Raw genomic sequence first — 15280 nt, forward strand, 5'->3', positions numbered from 1 at the left:
AGTGCCATGAATACAACAATGCTCGTCAATAACCCCGCAGTGATAGTAGCCGGGATTTTCCTCTCCTTCATTTTACTGGAACTTGCCTGTTCCTCGCTTCGTCAGTCGTCAGGTAGTAAACGTGACGTACTCATTGAAGTCGTCGGCTCCGGTATATTAGTGATGGTCACATTTCCTTTAGTCATGTGGCTAAGTGGTCTGATATTAAATCACGCCATCCCGGAAATGAAGGGCGCACTGACCTCTATTCCATGGATCGCAGGATTTGCGTTGTTTCTACTGCTGGATGACATGACCCAATATTGGTGGCATCGCCTGACGCATCGTATTCCTGCTCTTTATGCATTGCATCGCGCACATCATTCCGCGCCCTATATGAGCATTCGCATCGTCTACCGCAACAATAGTTTCTACTATCTCTTGATGCCGGGCATCTGGCTATCTGGCGTGTTGATTTATCTGGGGCTCGCACCCGTTTATTATGTTTATTTGATTATAAAAATGACTGTGATCTTCGCCGCACACAGCAATGTTGCGTGGGACGACAAACTTTATCGCATTCGCGCTTTACGGCCGATCATCTGGGTTCTTGAGCGAACCATTTCCACTCCATCCACTCATTCTGCGCATCACGGTTTGACTGCAGAGGATGGCGTGACTCACTACAAAGGTAATTTCGGTAACCTGTTATTTTTATGGGATGTGTTGTTCGGAACAGCCAAAATTACCCGTAGGCGTCCGCCAGCATACGGTATCGAACACTTGTCACCGATAACCTGGAAAGAAGAATTGTTCTGGCCAATCGTTCGCTCCCATCGCACGGCACCCAAGGTAAGTGAAGCTAAACAGAAGGTCGCACAATGAGTCGCCATATCGTTCTGCTGTCTGGATCGAATAGATTCAACAGTCAATCAATCAAAGTTGCGCATTATCTGCGCGAGCGGTTAGAAGCACTTGAGCTTTGTGACTCAAGCGAACTGATAGATCTGGCGTCGAGTCCGCTACCGCTGTGGCCAGAAGAAGACACTCAGAAAGCCTGGAGTGCCCAGCAATCCACCCTCAAAAAAGCAACAGCATTGATCGTGATTAGCCCAGAGTGGAATGGCATGGCTTGCCCGGCCCTGAAGAACTTCTTTTTGTACGCAGGGTTCAGCGAACTAGGACATAAGCCCGCGCTTCTAGTTGGCGTTTCGGCTGGACTTGGGGGAGCCTACCCAATTACCGAATTACGTGCTTCAAGCTATAAAAATAGCCGGATCCTGTATTTGCCTGAGCAACTGATTATAAGAAACGTTGAATCAATGTTTAACAGTGAGTGCCCTTCAGATGAAAATGATATGCGCATCCGCGCACGTGCCGATTGGGTTTTGCATGTTCTTTGCCAATACAATGACGCCTTGCGTACGATACGAACTGCAATCAAACATCCACCTGAGTTCTCTACGGGGATGTGAGATTGTCGCACCTCAATAAGTTTAAAGTGCAACTGTTAAAGCTAAACATTAGTGGCTGCCGGTAAAGGTCAACTATTTCCAACTCAGCCCAGATCAAACCACAGTGGGCCGTAACTCCTGCGCCAGTTCAATCAGTGCGCGCAATCGCGCCGGCACGAAGCGATGGCCCGAGTAGTAGAGCCTCAACCCGCCAAACGACGGGCACCACGGCAGCAACACCGGCACCAGGGCGCCGCTCGCCAGTTCTTCCTGGATGAACCACTCGGAAATGAACCCAATGCCGAGGCCCGACACTACGGCCTGTTTGATGGCCAGCAACTCGTTGGACGCGAAGCACACCGGCAGATCCATCTGCAGTTTTTGGCCATCGCACTCCAATTCCCACTGGTAGAGGCCACCATGGGCCATGCGCATGCCGATGCTCCGGTGGGTGAGCAGATCTCGCGGATGCTCGGGCACGCCTTGGCGTTCGAGGTACTCGGGCGTGGCCACCACAAGCATGCGGATGTCACCTGAGAGTGCCACGGCAATCATGTCTTGCGGCACAGACTCTGCCAGACGAATCCCGGCGTCGAAGCCACCGGCGATGATGTCGACCATGCTTGATTCGCTGACGATGTCGATGCGCACATCGGGATAGCGCTGAGCGTACTGCTTCAATAGCGGATCCAACAGCAGGTAGGCCGCGCCATGCGGTGCATTGATGCGCAATGTGCCGCTGGGTTCATCGGGGCCGGCGCTGGCTTCCTCGCCGGCACTTTTGATCTGTGCCAACGCAGGTGCGATGCGTGCCACATAGCGTTGGCCGATGTCGGTGAGGGCAACGCTGCGCGTGGAGCGATTGAACAGGCGCACTTTCAGGCGAGCTTCCAGGCCGGCCACCGCGCTGCTCACGGCGGTGGTGGACATGCCCAACTCCTGTGCTGCGCCGCGAAAACTGCTGCGGCGCGCCACGGCCAGTACCACTTCCAGCTCGGTCATTGCTGTTCTGTGCATGGATTGTCCTGAATATAAGGATGCTTCATCAGCCAAAGGATGGCTTATCGGAATAATGAACCCTTCTTAGACTCCTTCACAGAGGCTCGATTCAGGCGAGCCGTTTTTGAGCGAGGAGTCGCCATGCAACGCATTGAACATATCTACATCAACGGCGAGTTCGTCCTTCCACACGGTCAGGAATGGTTTGATCTTCATAACCCGAGTACCGAGGAAGTCATCGGCCAGGTTCGGCTGGGCGACGCACTGGACGCACAGCGTGCGATCGCAGCCGCCAAGGTTGCGTTCCCGGCGTGGGCCCGTACCAGCCGGGAGGAGCGCATTGCGGCACTGCACCGCATGCACCGGGCCATGGCGGCAAGGGAGGAGGAGCTGCTGGAAGCCATCCTCGTGGAGTACGGCGCACCTGCGGTTCGCGGGCGCTGGATGGCGACTTATCCGGCCGAGGTGATCGCGCAGGCAATCGATGCACTGGAGGCATTCGATTTCGAGGAACAGGTCGGCATGGCCAGGGTCATTCTGACGCCGGTGGGCGTGACCGGTCTGATCACGCCCTGGAACAGCAATGCAGGCTTCATCTGCAACAAGCTGGCCACCGCGCTGGCAGCAGGCTGCACCGCCGTCATCAAGCCTAGCGAGATGAGCGCATTGCAGACGCAGGTCGTGGTCAGGGCGTTGCACGAAGCGGGGCTGCCACCGGGTGTATTCAACATCGTCAACGGGCGAGGCGATGTGGTCGGTGAGGAAATCGCGCGACATCCCGATGTCGCCAAGATCTCGTTCACGGGCTCGTCCGCTATCGGGCGACACCTGGTAAAAACCGGTGCTGACACCATGAAGCGCGTGACGCTTGAACTCGGCGGCAAGTCGCCCACCGTCGTACTTGACGATGCGGATTTCCAGGCAGTCATGCCGCTGGTGCTGCAAGCCGGATTTCTCAACAGCGGCCAGGCTTGCATCGCAGGCACTCGCATCCTCGTGCCGCGCCGCCGGCTGGCAGAGTTCGAGCGCATTGCGAAGGAGGGCGTCTCACAGATCCGATCGGGCGATCCGCGTAACACCGACACCGACATCGGTCCGATGGTGAGCCAGAAACAATGGGAACGGGTGCAGCGCTACATCCGTACCGGCCAGGAAGAAGGCGCGAGGTTGCTGGCGGGTGGCGAAGGTCGCCCGCAAGGCTTGCATGCCGGATGGTTCGTGAAGCCCACGATCTTCACTGATGCCAACAACCGGATGCGCATCGCGCGTGAGGAAATCTTCGGCCCCGTGCTGACAATCATTCCCTACGAGGATGATGCCGATGCAATCAGCATTGCCAACGATACGGACTATGGGCTGAGCGCCCTGGTGCTGGGAAAAAGCTCGGAACGTTGTATGAACGTCGCTCGTCAGATCGATGCGGGGCGCGTGCTCATCAACACCCTGGCCCACGAACCACGTGCGCCCTTCGGTGGATTCAAGCATTCAGGCCTTGGGCGCGAAATGGGCAGGTGGGGGATGAGCGCGTATTTGGAGCCGAAGGCGTTGATCAGCTCTGCCCCATTGAAATGACTGGGTCAGGTTCCTGTCTGGGGGCACTGGGGGGGAATGGCAATTTAGCGTTCACTGGGCGACTGAAAACGGCCCGAAGCTGCCCTTGATGTCTGTTTGTTGTCGTCATATGTTACGGGCATTCATGGAGGATCCTGGCTGATGGCTCGCGTGGGTTTGATACTGAAACCCGGTTTTGCGGACTGAGAATATGCTTTCCCCGTTTTACGGGATCGACGTCAGGTTTTTTGCTCCTGCTATGGGGCAGTTTCGTTCGCAGGGTGGATTGGCTGTACTGCTCCAGGCACCGCCCCGTCAGCTTCACCTGCGCAGTGTTTGAAGGTGCCGGGCTATCTTCAGAGAGCATTGCTCAGTTCAGGTCAATGTTGGCAGCGGAACATGGATGATCGCGTCGTCCCGGCATGTCGGGCACATTCTCAGGAGATAATTGATGAGCGCTGGCGATGTACCTGTGGGGCAAGTGGTACAAGGCTACGTAACGTTTGTGGGGAGTGAGGGGACGTGGATTGGAGCGCAGTTCATGAGCTTCAGTTATAGCGCCAACGGGAAGCGGTTTCACAAGTCTCTCAACGAAACCATTGACGCTTGGTCAACTGCAACTCTGCGTAAAGCCTCATACGGGCTGAAGGTAGGCGATCCGGTGTCGGTTTGGTGCTCTCTCAGCGACCCAGATGTGTGTTGCATCGGCGAAAAACCAGCCGACAAGCCGGCATTGGTGCGTTTGATTGAGTCTCTGGGAGCGATAGGGTATTTAAGTTGATCCACGCTCTCCAGGCCGACATGTGTTGAATTCAACATCACGAATATCCGCAAATATCAGCTTAAGTCTCGGCTGACATCCGATGATGTTCCACCAAGAAGTCCACGAACAACCGCACCCGCGCCGGCATTGCCGCGCCACCGACGAATACCGCATGAATCGGTTCTTGGTCCCCCGGGTTCCACGCTTCCAGCAGCGCAATCAGTTTGCCGCGCTGCAGATCCTCACTCACGCTGAACTCCCCGATACGGGCAATGCCGGCGCCCATTCGCGCGAATTGCGCCAGCGCTTCACCACTGCTGCATTCGATGTTGCCGCTGACCTTCAGGGCAAACGCTTTGCTATCGCGGATAAATGGCCAGTTGGGTTCGGCACGCTTGAAATTGAAGCGCAGGCAGTTGTGTTGGAGCAGGTCTTCCGGTTCCTGAGGGATGCCGTGGCGTTGCAGATACTTCGGCGATGCCACCACGACCTGGCCGGTGGTGCCGATCCTGCGTGCGGTCAGCGGGCTGTCGGGCAGATGGCCGAAGCGCACCGCGACGTCGGCTTGCCCGCCAAGAATGTCGACCACTTCGTCGCCGAGGTTGAGGTCGACGACGATGTTCGGGTAACGGGCGCTGAAGGCTGCGATCAAGGGAACGATGGCCAGCCGTCCATGGCCAAGGGCGGCACTGACCCGCAGTCGCCCCTTGGGCACGCCTTGATCGGCGATGGCTTCTTCGACTTCATCCATGTCGGCGAGGATTCGTCGGGCGCCGCGCAGGAACGCTTCGCCCTCGGCGGTGAAGGTGATCGCTCGGGTGGTGCGCAACAGCAGGCGGGTGCCAAGCCGTTGCTCGGTGCGCGCGATGATCCGACTGACTGCCGAGGGTGTCAGGCCCAGTGCACGCGCGGCGGCCGACAGGCTGCCTTCCTGCGCAACGGTGGTGAATACGCTCATTTCACCTGATCTGCCGTTGAAATCCACTTGTGCCTCCTGCGCAAAGGTGATTGCCAAAAATGCTATCTACCGCCTGAAAAGACGGGATCGTAGCATTGGCGGCATAGATAAGGAGCTTTCCATGCGTATCAATCCACCACTTGTTGCACTCGCCATCGGTGCCTTCGGCATCGGCGTCACAGAATTCGCCCCCATGGGCATGTTGCCGGGTATCGCTGCGGATCTGGGCGTTTCCATTCCCGCTGCCGGTTTGCTGGTCAGTGCTTATGCGCTGGGCGTATTGCTCGGCGCACCGCTGATGACCCTGACCACCGGCAGGATTCCCCGGCGCTATCTGCTGATCGGGCTTATGGCGATTTTCACCCTGGGTAATCTGATGTCAGCGTTGGCCACCGATTACTACAGCCTCATGGTCGCCAGGGTGGTCACCTCACTGAACCACGGTGCCTTTTTTGGCGTCGGCTCCGTCGTCGCCGCCACCCTGGTCGCCCCGGAAAAACGTGCCGGGGCGGTTGCGGCGATGTTCATGGGCCTGACCCTGGCTACCATCGGCGGTGTGCCGCTGGCTGCCTGGTTTGGCGAAATGTTTGGTTGGCGGACGGCTTTCTGGGGCATTACCGGCCTCGGCGTGCTGACCATGGCTGCGTTGTGGTTCGCTTTGCCCAACGTGCGGGCGCCGCAAAGCGTCGGTGTCATGGCGGAAATTCGGGTATTGGGGCGCGGCCCGGTGCTCGCCGCGCTGGCCCTGACCGTCGTCGGCTCGAGCGCGATGTTTACCGTCTTCACCTACATCGCACCGATCCTCAGCAGCGAGACCCATGCGTCCACTGCTTACATCACCGCCATGCTGATGCTTTACGGTGTCGGGTTGACGCTGGGCAACATGTGGGGCGGCAAGGCTGCTGACCGCTCGATCGATCGCACCCTGATCGTCTCGCTGAGCGTGCTGATTCTGGTGTTGTTGGCGTTCACCGTACTGATGCGTTGGCCGCTGCCAGCCGCCGTGGCCATCCTGATCTGGGGTATCGCCAGCTTCGCTCTGGTGCCGCCGTTACAAATGCGTGTAATGGAAGCGGCCAAGGACGCACCCAATCTGGCCTCGGCGGTGAACATCGGCGCCTTCAACTTCGGCAACGCGATTGGCGCGGCGCTGGGCGGCGCGGTGATCAGCAGCGGGCTGGGTTATCCGGCGATCTCCCTGGCCGGCGCGGCCATGGCGGGCCTGGGGCTGCTGATGGTGTTGGGATTTGCGTGGCGTTCCAGAGCGGTTGAAGCCGCCGTGGTGTAACACGTTCAACAATGCTCGGCGAGTTGTCAGTCATTCATAGGGTGAGTAAGCTGCCCCCATGAATCAGCCATCCCTATCTGCCTCCTCGCCGAGCACTCGTGGCCCCGCCGAACACGACATTCGTGACCAGATTGTCGCCGCGGCCAACGAGCACTTCAGCCAATACGGCTACGGTAAAACCACGGTTTCCGACCTGGCCAAGGCCATCGGTTTTTCCAAGGCGTACATCTATAAATTCTTTGATTCCAAGCAGGCGATTGGCGAGGCCATTTGCGCCAACTGCCTGGGCCAAATCGCTGCAGCCGTCGAACAAGCGGTTAACGCAGAAGCGCTTTCAGCCACCGAGCGTTTGCGCAGGCTGGTCAAAACCGTGATCGCCACGGGTGTGGATCTGTTCTTCAACGATCGCAAGCTCTACGACATCGCGGCGTTTTCCGCTTCGGAGCGCTGGAACAGCGCCCAGGTGTACGAAGCGCAGATCAAGGGCTTTATCCTCGACATCGTGCGTCAGGGGCGAGAAGCGGGCGAGTTCGAGCGCAAGACCCCGCTGGACGAGACCGTCGAGGCGATCAATCTGGCGCTGCGACCTTTCGTCAACCCGCTGCTGTTGCAACACAATCTGGATCTGATCGAACAAGCGCCCACGCTGACCACCAACCTCATCCTGCGCAGCCTCATGCCTTGACCCATCGCTAAGCAAAGTTTTCAGGCGATTCGAGTCAAGGCGACATCCCCCCTTATCAAGTTTCCTGTTCCCTGCACATGAGTGGCGGGCGAGCTATACATTTAACTGGAAGTGACCATTATCAGAATTGGTCATATAAATGAATGGCTATATGCAAGTCTAGATGCCAGGTAACCATAACAATAGCGAGTCGGGCCAGTCAGTCGATGGACAGTCCTATATTGCTGCTGGTCAGGATGCAGTCGTTTCCTGAGATGTGACCATTGACGATTTTGGTCACAGGTCGGAGAATATGATGATCATCCTATTCCTCAGTAAGGGAACCTATGCGCCGGCTCCGACCTTTCCCCATTGCCGCATGCTTGTTGCCTCTTGCCCTGAGCGCCTGTGGCGAGTCTTCCAGCGGTGCAGATCCCCGCACACAGGCGCCGCTGGTCAGATCCGCTGCTGTTCAGGCGTCACCCGATGTCGCTCGTTCTTTCACCGGAGTGGTCGCGGCGCGCGTTCAGGGCGACCTGGGTTTTCGCGTATCGGGCAAAGTGCTCGAACGCTTGGTTGATACAGGACAGGCCGTGAAGCAAGGGCAGCCGCTGATGCGTCTCGACCCGGTCGACCTCGGGCTGCAAGCGCGGGCGCAGCAGGCGGAGGTGATAGCGGCTCGCGCCCGTGCCAAACAGACAGCCGACGATGAGGCTCGCTATCGCAAACTGGTCGGCGTTGGCGCCATATCGGCATCAGCCTACGATCAGTTCAGAGCCGCCGCGGAGACGGCAAAGGCGCAGCTCAACGCCGCGCAAGCGCAGGCCGACGTAGCGCGCAATGCTTCAGGTTATGCGTTGCTGGTCGCTGATGCGGACGGCGTGGTGGTGGAAACACTCGCTGAACCGGGACAAGTCGTCAGTCCGGGACAACCGGTGGTTCGACTGGCCCGTGCAGGTCAGCGCGAAGCCATCGTGCATCTGCCCGAAACCCTGCGTCCGGCCGCCGGTTCCACCGCGCAAGCCAGCCTTTACGGGGTGAATTCTGCGGCGGTGACGGCGAAACTGCGGCTGCTTTCGGACTCGGCAGACCGCACAACGCGCACGTTCGAAGCGCGCTATGTGCTCGAAGGGCCACTGGCCAACGCACCGATCGGTGCGACCGTGACCCTCAGCATTGCCGAGGGCGCCACCCAGACACAGGCGTTACAAGTCCCCATCGCCGCCGTTTACGACCCAGGCAAAGGACCCGGTGTGTGGCTGATCGCCGGAACGCCGGCAAAGGTGACTTGGCGAGCGGTTCAGGTGCTGGGGTTGAGCGATGATTCGGCGCGCATCGCCGGCGACCTCACTGCCGGTGAGCAGGTTGTAGCGTTGGGCGCCCATCTGCTGCGCGATGGCGAAGAAGTACGATTGCCGCAGCAGAGCGAAGCCAGCGCGGCCGGGAGTCGTCCATGAGCCAGGGACGCTTCAACCTTTCGGCCATCGCCGTGCGCGAGCGGGCGATCACGGTGTTCCTGATTTTTCTGATTGCCGTTGCGGGGACTTTGTCGTTCTTTCAACTGGGGCGTGCGGAGGATCCACCGTTCACGGTCAAGCAGTTGACCGTGATTACCGCGTGGCCCGGTGCGACGGCGCAAGAGATGCAGGATCAGGTCGCCGAACCCCTTGAAAAGCGCCTGCAAGAACTCAAGTGGTATGACCGCTCGGAAACCTACACCCGCCCTGGACTGGCGTTCACGATGGTGTCGTTGCTCGATAGCACGCCGCCCTCGCAAGTGCAGGAAGAGTTTTATCAAGCACGCAAGAAACTCGACGATGAAGCCATCAGGTTGCCGGCCGGTGTGATCGGGCCGATGGTCAACGATGAATTTTCCGATGTGACCTTTGCGCTGTTCGCCTTGAAAGCCAAAGGCGAGCCACAGCGCTTGCTGGTGCGTGATGCGGAAGCCATGCGCCAGCGTCTGCTGCACGTGCCGGGGGTGAAGAAGGTCAACATCATCGGTGAGCAAGCCGAGCGCATCTACGTTTCGTTTTCCCATGACCGGTTGGCGACCCTCGGCTTGTCGCCGCAGGACATCTTCGCCGCGCTGAACAGTCAGAACGTGCTGACGCCCGCCGGCTCCATCGAAACCAATGGGCCGCAGGTTTTTCTGCGTCTCGACGGCGCCTTCGACAAGGTGCAGAAAATTCGCGACACACCGGTCTCCGTGCAGGGGCGCACACTCAAGCTCTCTGATGTGGCGACGGTTGAACGCGGTTACGAAGATCCGGCGACCTTTGTTGTGCGCAATAACGGTGAAGACGCGCTGCTGCTGGGCGTGGTGATGCGCGAGGGCTGGAACGGTCTCGATCTGGGCAAGGCGCTGGATGCGGAGACCGCGCGGATCAATGCGGAAATGCCATTGGGCATGACCCTCGCCAAAGTCACCGACCAGGCGGTCAATATCGACTCGGCGGTCGGCGAGTTCATGGTCAAGTTTTTTGTCGCGCTGCTGGTGGTCATGCTCGTTTGTTTTCTGAGTATGGGCTGGCGGGTAGGGGTGGTGGTCGCCGCGGCTGTGCCGTTGACCCTGGCGATTGTGTTCGTGGTGATGGCCGCCACTGGCAAGAACTTCGATCGCATTACCCTCGGCTCATTGATCCTTGCGCTCGGGCTGTTGGTCGATGACGCGATCATCGCCATTGAAATGATGGTGGTGAAAATGGAGGAGGGCTACGACCGCATCAAGGCGTCTGCCTATGCCTGGAGCCATACGGCGGCGCCGATGCTGTCCGGTACGCTGGTGACGGCAATCGGCTTTTTGCCCAACGGTTTTGCCCAGTCCACTGCCGGCGAGTACACCAGCAACATGTTCTGGATCGTCGGCATCGCATTGATCGCTTCCTGGGTCGTCGCGGTGGCGTTCACCCCGTATCTGGGCGTGAAATTGTTGCCGGACATCAAGAAGGTCGAAGGTGGCCACGCGGCGATCTATAACACGCCGAATTACAACCGCTTCCGCCGGCTGCTGACCGCGGTGATCGCCGGCAAATGGTTAGTAGCAGGCGCGGTGGTCACGCTGTTTTTCGTCGCCGTGCCAGGCATGGGGCTGGTGAAGAAACAGTTCTTCCCGACCTCTGACCGCCCCGAGGTGATGATCGAGGTGCAAATGCCCTACGGCACCTCGATCGAGCAGACCAGCGCCACGGCCGCCAAGGTCGAAGCCTGGTTGCAAAAGCAGGATGAGGCCAAAATCGTCACGGCCTATATCGGCCAGGGTGCGCCGCGTTTCTTCCTGGCGATGGCGCCAGAATTACCCGACCCTTCGTTTGCGAAAATCGTGGTGCTGACGGACAGTCAGCAAGCACGCGAAACCCTCAAATTCCGGCTGCGCGAAGCAGTTGCCGAAGGACTCGCGCCGGAAGCCCGTGTCAGGGCCACGCAAATTGTGTTCGGTCCGTATTCGCCGTTTCCGGTTGCCTACCGGGTGATGGGCCCTGATCCGGTGAAGCTGCGCGATATCGCCGAGCAGGTCCGGAGCGTGCTGCAAGACAGCCCGATGATGAGAACGGTGAACACTGATTGGGGGCCGCTGACCCCGACCTTGCATTTCAGTCTCGATCAGGACCGTCTGCAGGCAGTGGGGCTGACCTCCAATGCGGTCGCCCAGCAACTGCAGTTTCTGCTGAGCGGAGTGCCGATCACGGCGGTGCGCGAGGATATTCGTTCTGTGCAGGTCGTCGGGCGTGCGGCGGGCAATATCAGGCTCGACCCGGCGCAGATCAAGGGTTTCACTTTGGTCGGCGCGTCGGGACAACGCATCCCGTTATCGCAGATTGGCGAGGTCGATGTGCGCATGGAGGACCCGATTCTGCGCCGCCGTGATCGCACACCCACGATCACTGTGCGTGGCGACATTGCCGAAGGTTTGCAGCCACCGGATGTTTCGAGCGTGATCCTCAAGCAGTTGCAGCCGATCATCGAGACACTGCCCTCCGGTTACCGGATCGAGCAGGCGGGGGCTATCGAAGAGTCCGGCAAGGCGGGCAAGGCGATCTTGCCCTTGCTGCCGATCATGATCGCCATGACGTTGCTGATCACCATCGTGCAGGTGCGTTCGATCGCGGCGATGATCATGGTTTTTCTCACATCACCGCTAGGCTTGATTGGCGTGGTGCCGACGCTGCTGATCTTCAATCAGCCGTTTGGCATCAATGCGCTGGTCGGTCTGATTGCGCTGTCGGGGATCCTGATGCGCAATACGCTGATTCTGATCGGGCAGATCCATCACAACACGCTGGAAGGGCTGGACCCGTTCCACGCCGTTGTCGAGGCCACGGTGCAACGTGCACGTCCGGTACTGCTGACGGCAATGGCGGCCATCCTGGCCTTTATCCCCCTGACACACTCGGTGTTCTGGGGGACGCTGGCCTACACCCTGATCGGTGGCACATTCGTCGGCACCATCATGACGCTGGTGTTCCTGCCGGCGATGTATTCCATCTGGTTCAAGATCCGCCCTGAGCACCAGGCTCAGACTGGAACAGTCAGACTGGCGTAGTAACAACGCCTGCAATCGAGGCCCGCTTTCGCGGGCCTCTTTGTCCCCCCCGTCAAAGTGTGGTGATCTGTCCGTTGCGGTCCAGCTCATACACCTTGTTGCCCTGCAATTTCTCCTTCAGCCACCGCTCGGCCTTGCCCAGCGGTCGCTGCCGCGCCCACAACAAATCCACACCGATCTGCCAGTCCGTATGCGGATACGCCGAGAGCTGCAGTTCCACCAGCTCACCCTTGGCCAGTTCACGCTGAACGAGCTGGCGGGGCAGGGTGGCCCAACCGAGCCCGGCGCGGACCATTTCCAATAACGCCAGATAGCTCTCCGCTTGCCACAACTGGGTCGAGCGCAGGTATTCGCTGCTTGGCAGTTTGCTTGCGTGGGCGCTGAAGGCCAGGCGGCGATGGACGTGCAGGTCGTCGAAGGTGACGTTGTCGAGTTGCGCCAGTGGATGCTCGGGGTGGCAGACGTGCAGCATGATCAGTTTGCCCAGTTGCTGGAACGCCAGTTCCTTGGGGTAGCCGGGCTGCGAAAACGCCACACCGAGTACCGCTTCGCCGCTGCTGACAAGTTCGCTGACGTCGCCATACACCGGATGGCGGATGATCAGGTCGACAAAGGGGAACGCGGCTTCGAAGGCTTTGAGCACCGGCATGATCGGGCCGTACGGCGTTTCAATGGCGAGCGTCAGGCTGGTTTCGACGTTGTCAGACAGGCAATCGGCGTGGGCTTCGAAGGTCATGCAGCGTTCGAGCACGGCTTCGGCCTGCACCAGCAATTTGTGGCCGCTGGCGGTGAGGGCAGGGCTGCGGTTGCTGCGGTCGAACAGGTCGACGCCAAGGTCGGTTTCGAGGTTGGCAATCGCCGCGCTGATGGTCGATTGGGTCTTGCCCAGTTGGCGCCCGGCGGCGGAAAACGATCCGCTTTTGACCACTTGGACGAACATCAACAGTTGATCGAGTGAGAAGCGCAAGCGGTGAACTCCCGGGTCGAAAATAAAGGTTTGGAGTGGCTAACGAATGCCTGATTGTGCCATCGAAAAAAACGATGGTTGCTAATTTGTTTCATCGTAATAAACGTTCAACTATGGCCCCGCGTCAAACGATCTCCGGGGCGGATCTGACTTTCAAGCGCCCCTGAGCATGCCCGCGATCTCAACAGATGCCGCACCTTCAGGAGCGTGTGAAATGACTACACAACGCATTCATCCGGTGGACGAGGTTTTGCCACTGCGACAGTTGTTCACGTTTGGCTTGCAGCATGTGCTGGTGATGTACGCGGGAGCGGTGGCAGTGCCGCTGATTCTCGGCAATGCCATGGGGCTGACCTCGGCGCAGATCGTTTTACTGATTAACGCCAACCTGTTGACCTCGGGTGTGGCGACGTTGATTCAAACCCTTGGCTTCTGGAAGTTCGGCGCGCGGCTGCCGCTGATTCAGGGCTGCTCGTTCATAGCCCTGGCGCCGATGATCATGATCGGCAAGGAATTCGGCCTCAGTCAGATTTTCGGTGCGGTGATCGCGGCAGGCTTTATCACCATTGCTCTGGCACCGGTGTTCAGCCGCTTGCTGCGGTTTTTTCCGCCGGTGGTGATTGGCAGTCTGATCACCATTATCGGCATCTCGCTGATGCCGGCAGCGGCGATCTGGCTGGGCGGGGGCAATCCCGACTCGGCGGACTTCGGCAATCCCGCGAACTTGTTGCTGGGCCTGGCCACAGTCAGCGTGACGTTGCTGATCTACGCCAAATTCAAGGGTTTCATTGGCAACCTCAGCGTGCTGATTGGTCTGTTCGTCGGCAGCCTGATCGCAGCGGCTTGCGGCATGACTCACTTCGGTCGGGTCAGCGAAGCGGCGTGGTTTGAGCTGAGTGCGCCGATGGCCTTCGGCGCCCCGGAATTCGCGCCGGTGCCGATTCTGATCATGACCCTGGCGATGCTGGTGATCATGGCCGAGACCACCGGCAACTGTCTGGCGATCGGCAAACTGACCGGCAAAGCCACCACGCAACAGACCCTCGGCAACGCGTTCCGCGCCGATGGCCTATCGACCATGCTGGGTGGCTTGTTCAACAGTTTTCCCTACAACGCTTTCACTCAAAACACCGGTTTGATTGCGCTTTCCAACGTGAAAAGCCGCTTCGTCGTGGCCGCGGCCGGGGCAATCATGGTGCTGATGGGCTTGTTCCCGAAACTCGGCGCGTTGATCGCCGCAGTGCCGACGCCAGTGCTCGGTGGCTGCGCGATCGTGATGTTCGGCATGACCACGGTGGCGGGGATTCAGGAACTGTCACGGGTGCAATTCGAGGGCACTCGCAACGGCATCATCGTCGCCGTATCGGTGAGCGTCGGCGTGCTGCCAATGTCCTTTCCGGCGCTGTTCGAGCACGCCGGCCCGACCCTGAAACTGGTGCTCGACAGCGGGATTTTCCTCGGTGCGATCACCGCCATCGTCCTCAACATCCTGCTCAACAACGATAAAAAATCCACTGAAACCATCGGCGCTGAACTGGCCGACTGACAGTTTGTTTTCCACTGCCCAGGAGTTACCCATGAATCAATTCACTCAGCTCATCCCGGCCGGCGTCAGCGAGCTTGATCTGACCTTGCTGCGCCAGACCATCGCCTTGTCTGAGGCATCGAAACAACGCGGTCGCCATCCGTTCGCGGCATTGGTGGCCGATCGCAACGGCAAGGTGATTGTTGAAGCCGGGAACAATTCGATGCCACCGGAAGGCGATCCGACTCAGCACGCCGAGTTGGTGGCGGCCGCAGCAGCGGCAAAACTGCTGTCACCGCAAGAGCTGGAATTGTGCACGCTATATACCAGCGCCGAACCTTGCTGCATGTGCGCCGGCGCGGTGTATTGGACGGGCATCGGGCGGGTGGTTTATGCCTTGTCGGAGCATGCGTTACTGGGATTGACCGGTGACCATCCGGAGAACCCGACGTTCTCGCTGCCGTGCCGCGAGGTGTTCGCCAAGGGGCAGCGCAAGGTCAGTGTGTTGGGGCCGATGCTGGAGGGCGAGGCGGCTGAGCCGCACAAGGGTTTTTGGTCGTAACAGGGAGCTCCAGAAACGACAAGGCTC

Annotated in this window: 13 protein-coding genes and 1 pseudogene; 11 read left to right on the plus strand and 3 right to left on the minus strand. The window is 59.1% G+C overall.

The window, feature by feature from the left end; all coding sequences use genetic code 11:
* The first annotated feature begins 6 nt into the window (after window positions 1-6).
* Window positions 7-864, plus strand: a complete 858-nt coding sequence (locus tag BMY54_RS09890; RefSeq protein WP_093431520.1) for a sterol desaturase family protein — start codon at window positions 7-9, stop codon at window positions 862-864.
* On the plus strand, window positions 861-1454 hold the full coding sequence (locus tag BMY54_RS09895) for an NADPH-dependent FMN reductase (protein ID WP_093431523.1): 594 nt from the start codon (window positions 861-863) through the stop codon (window positions 1452-1454). The genes BMY54_RS09890 and BMY54_RS09895 overlap by 4 nt, the downstream gene beginning before the upstream one ends.
* 93 nt (window positions 1455-1547) lie before the next feature.
* Here the strand turns inward: BMY54_RS09895 and BMY54_RS09900 are convergent, their stop codons facing one another.
* Window positions 1548-2450, minus strand: coding sequence for a LysR family transcriptional regulator (locus BMY54_RS09900; protein WP_175559576.1), 903 nt, complete (start codon window positions 2448-2450; stop codon window positions 1548-1550).
* Between the two features lie 123 nt (window positions 2451-2573).
* On the opposite strand from BMY54_RS09900, the gene BMY54_RS09905 reads away from it, so the two are divergent.
* The 3 genes and pseudogenes from BMY54_RS09905 (at window position 2574) to BMY54_RS09915 (ending at window position 4764) form a co-directional block, all read left to right on the plus strand.
* On the plus strand, window positions 2574-4004 hold the full coding sequence (locus tag BMY54_RS09905; protein ID WP_093431529.1) for an aldehyde dehydrogenase family protein: 1431 nt from the start codon (window positions 2574-2576) through the stop codon (window positions 4002-4004).
* A 141-nt stretch (window positions 4005-4145) separates the two neighbouring features.
* Window positions 4146-4390: pseudogene (locus tag BMY54_RS30850) on the plus strand (hypothetical protein).
* A gap of 44 nt (window positions 4391-4434) precedes the next feature.
* Window positions 4435-4764, plus strand: a complete 330-nt coding sequence (locus BMY54_RS09915; RefSeq protein WP_093431531.1) for a hypothetical protein — start codon at window positions 4435-4437, stop codon at window positions 4762-4764.
* 61 nt (window positions 4765-4825) lie between these two features.
* On the opposite strand, the gene BMY54_RS09920 is transcribed toward BMY54_RS09915, so the two are convergent.
* Complete coding sequence (locus tag BMY54_RS09920; RefSeq protein WP_093431533.1) at window positions 4826-5731, minus strand: LysR substrate-binding domain-containing protein; 906 nt, start codon at window positions 5729-5731, stop codon at window positions 4826-4828.
* Window positions 5732-5825: 94 nt separating this feature from the next.
* On the opposite strand from BMY54_RS09920, the gene BMY54_RS09925 reads away from it, so the two are divergent.
* The 4 genes from BMY54_RS09925 (at window position 5826) to BMY54_RS09940 (ending at window position 12199) form a co-directional block, all read left to right on the plus strand.
* Window positions 5826-6992: an MFS transporter gene (locus BMY54_RS09925; RefSeq protein WP_093431536.1), complete on the plus strand. Its 1167-nt coding sequence runs from the start codon at window positions 5826-5828 to the stop codon at window positions 6990-6992.
* 58 nt (window positions 6993-7050) lie between these two features.
* Complete coding sequence (locus BMY54_RS09930; RefSeq protein WP_093431538.1) at window positions 7051-7677, plus strand: TetR/AcrR family transcriptional regulator; 627 nt, start codon at window positions 7051-7053, stop codon at window positions 7675-7677.
* A gap of 326 nt (window positions 7678-8003) precedes the next feature.
* On the plus strand, window positions 8004-9113 hold the full coding sequence (locus BMY54_RS09935; protein ID WP_093431541.1) for an efflux RND transporter periplasmic adaptor subunit: 1110 nt from the start codon (window positions 8004-8006) through the stop codon (window positions 9111-9113).
* Window positions 9110-12199 (plus strand): efflux RND transporter permease subunit, encoded by a 3090-nt coding sequence (locus BMY54_RS09940; RefSeq protein WP_093431544.1) that lies wholly within the window; start codon window positions 9110-9112, stop codon window positions 12197-12199. Before BMY54_RS09935 ends, BMY54_RS09940 begins: the two co-directional genes overlap by 4 nt.
* Before the next feature lie 52 nt (window positions 12200-12251).
* On the opposite strand, the gene BMY54_RS09945 is transcribed toward BMY54_RS09940, so the two are convergent.
* On the minus strand, window positions 12252-13166 hold the full coding sequence (locus tag BMY54_RS09945; RefSeq protein ID WP_093431546.1) for a LysR family transcriptional regulator: 915 nt from the start codon (window positions 13164-13166) through the stop codon (window positions 12252-12254).
* A 214-nt stretch (window positions 13167-13380) separates the two neighbouring features.
* Between BMY54_RS09945 and BMY54_RS09950 the strand changes: the two genes are divergently transcribed.
* Together BMY54_RS09950 and BMY54_RS09955 are read left to right on the plus strand one after the other, a co-directional pair.
* Window positions 13381-14712 (plus strand): nucleobase:cation symporter-2 family protein, encoded by a 1332-nt coding sequence (locus tag BMY54_RS09950; RefSeq protein ID WP_093431549.1) that lies wholly within the window; start codon window positions 13381-13383, stop codon window positions 14710-14712.
* Window positions 14713-14743: 31 nt separating this feature from the next.
* Window positions 14744-15253 (plus strand): nucleoside deaminase, encoded by a 510-nt coding sequence (locus BMY54_RS09955; protein WP_008077533.1) that lies wholly within the window; start codon window positions 14744-14746, stop codon window positions 15251-15253.
* The last annotated feature ends 27 nt before the right edge of the window (window positions 15254-15280 follow it).

Source organism: Pseudomonas sp. ok266 (assembly GCF_900110195.1).
In the GTDB taxonomy this organism is placed as follows: Bacteria; Pseudomonadota; Gammaproteobacteria; order Pseudomonadales; family Pseudomonadaceae; genus Aquipseudomonas; species Aquipseudomonas neuropathica.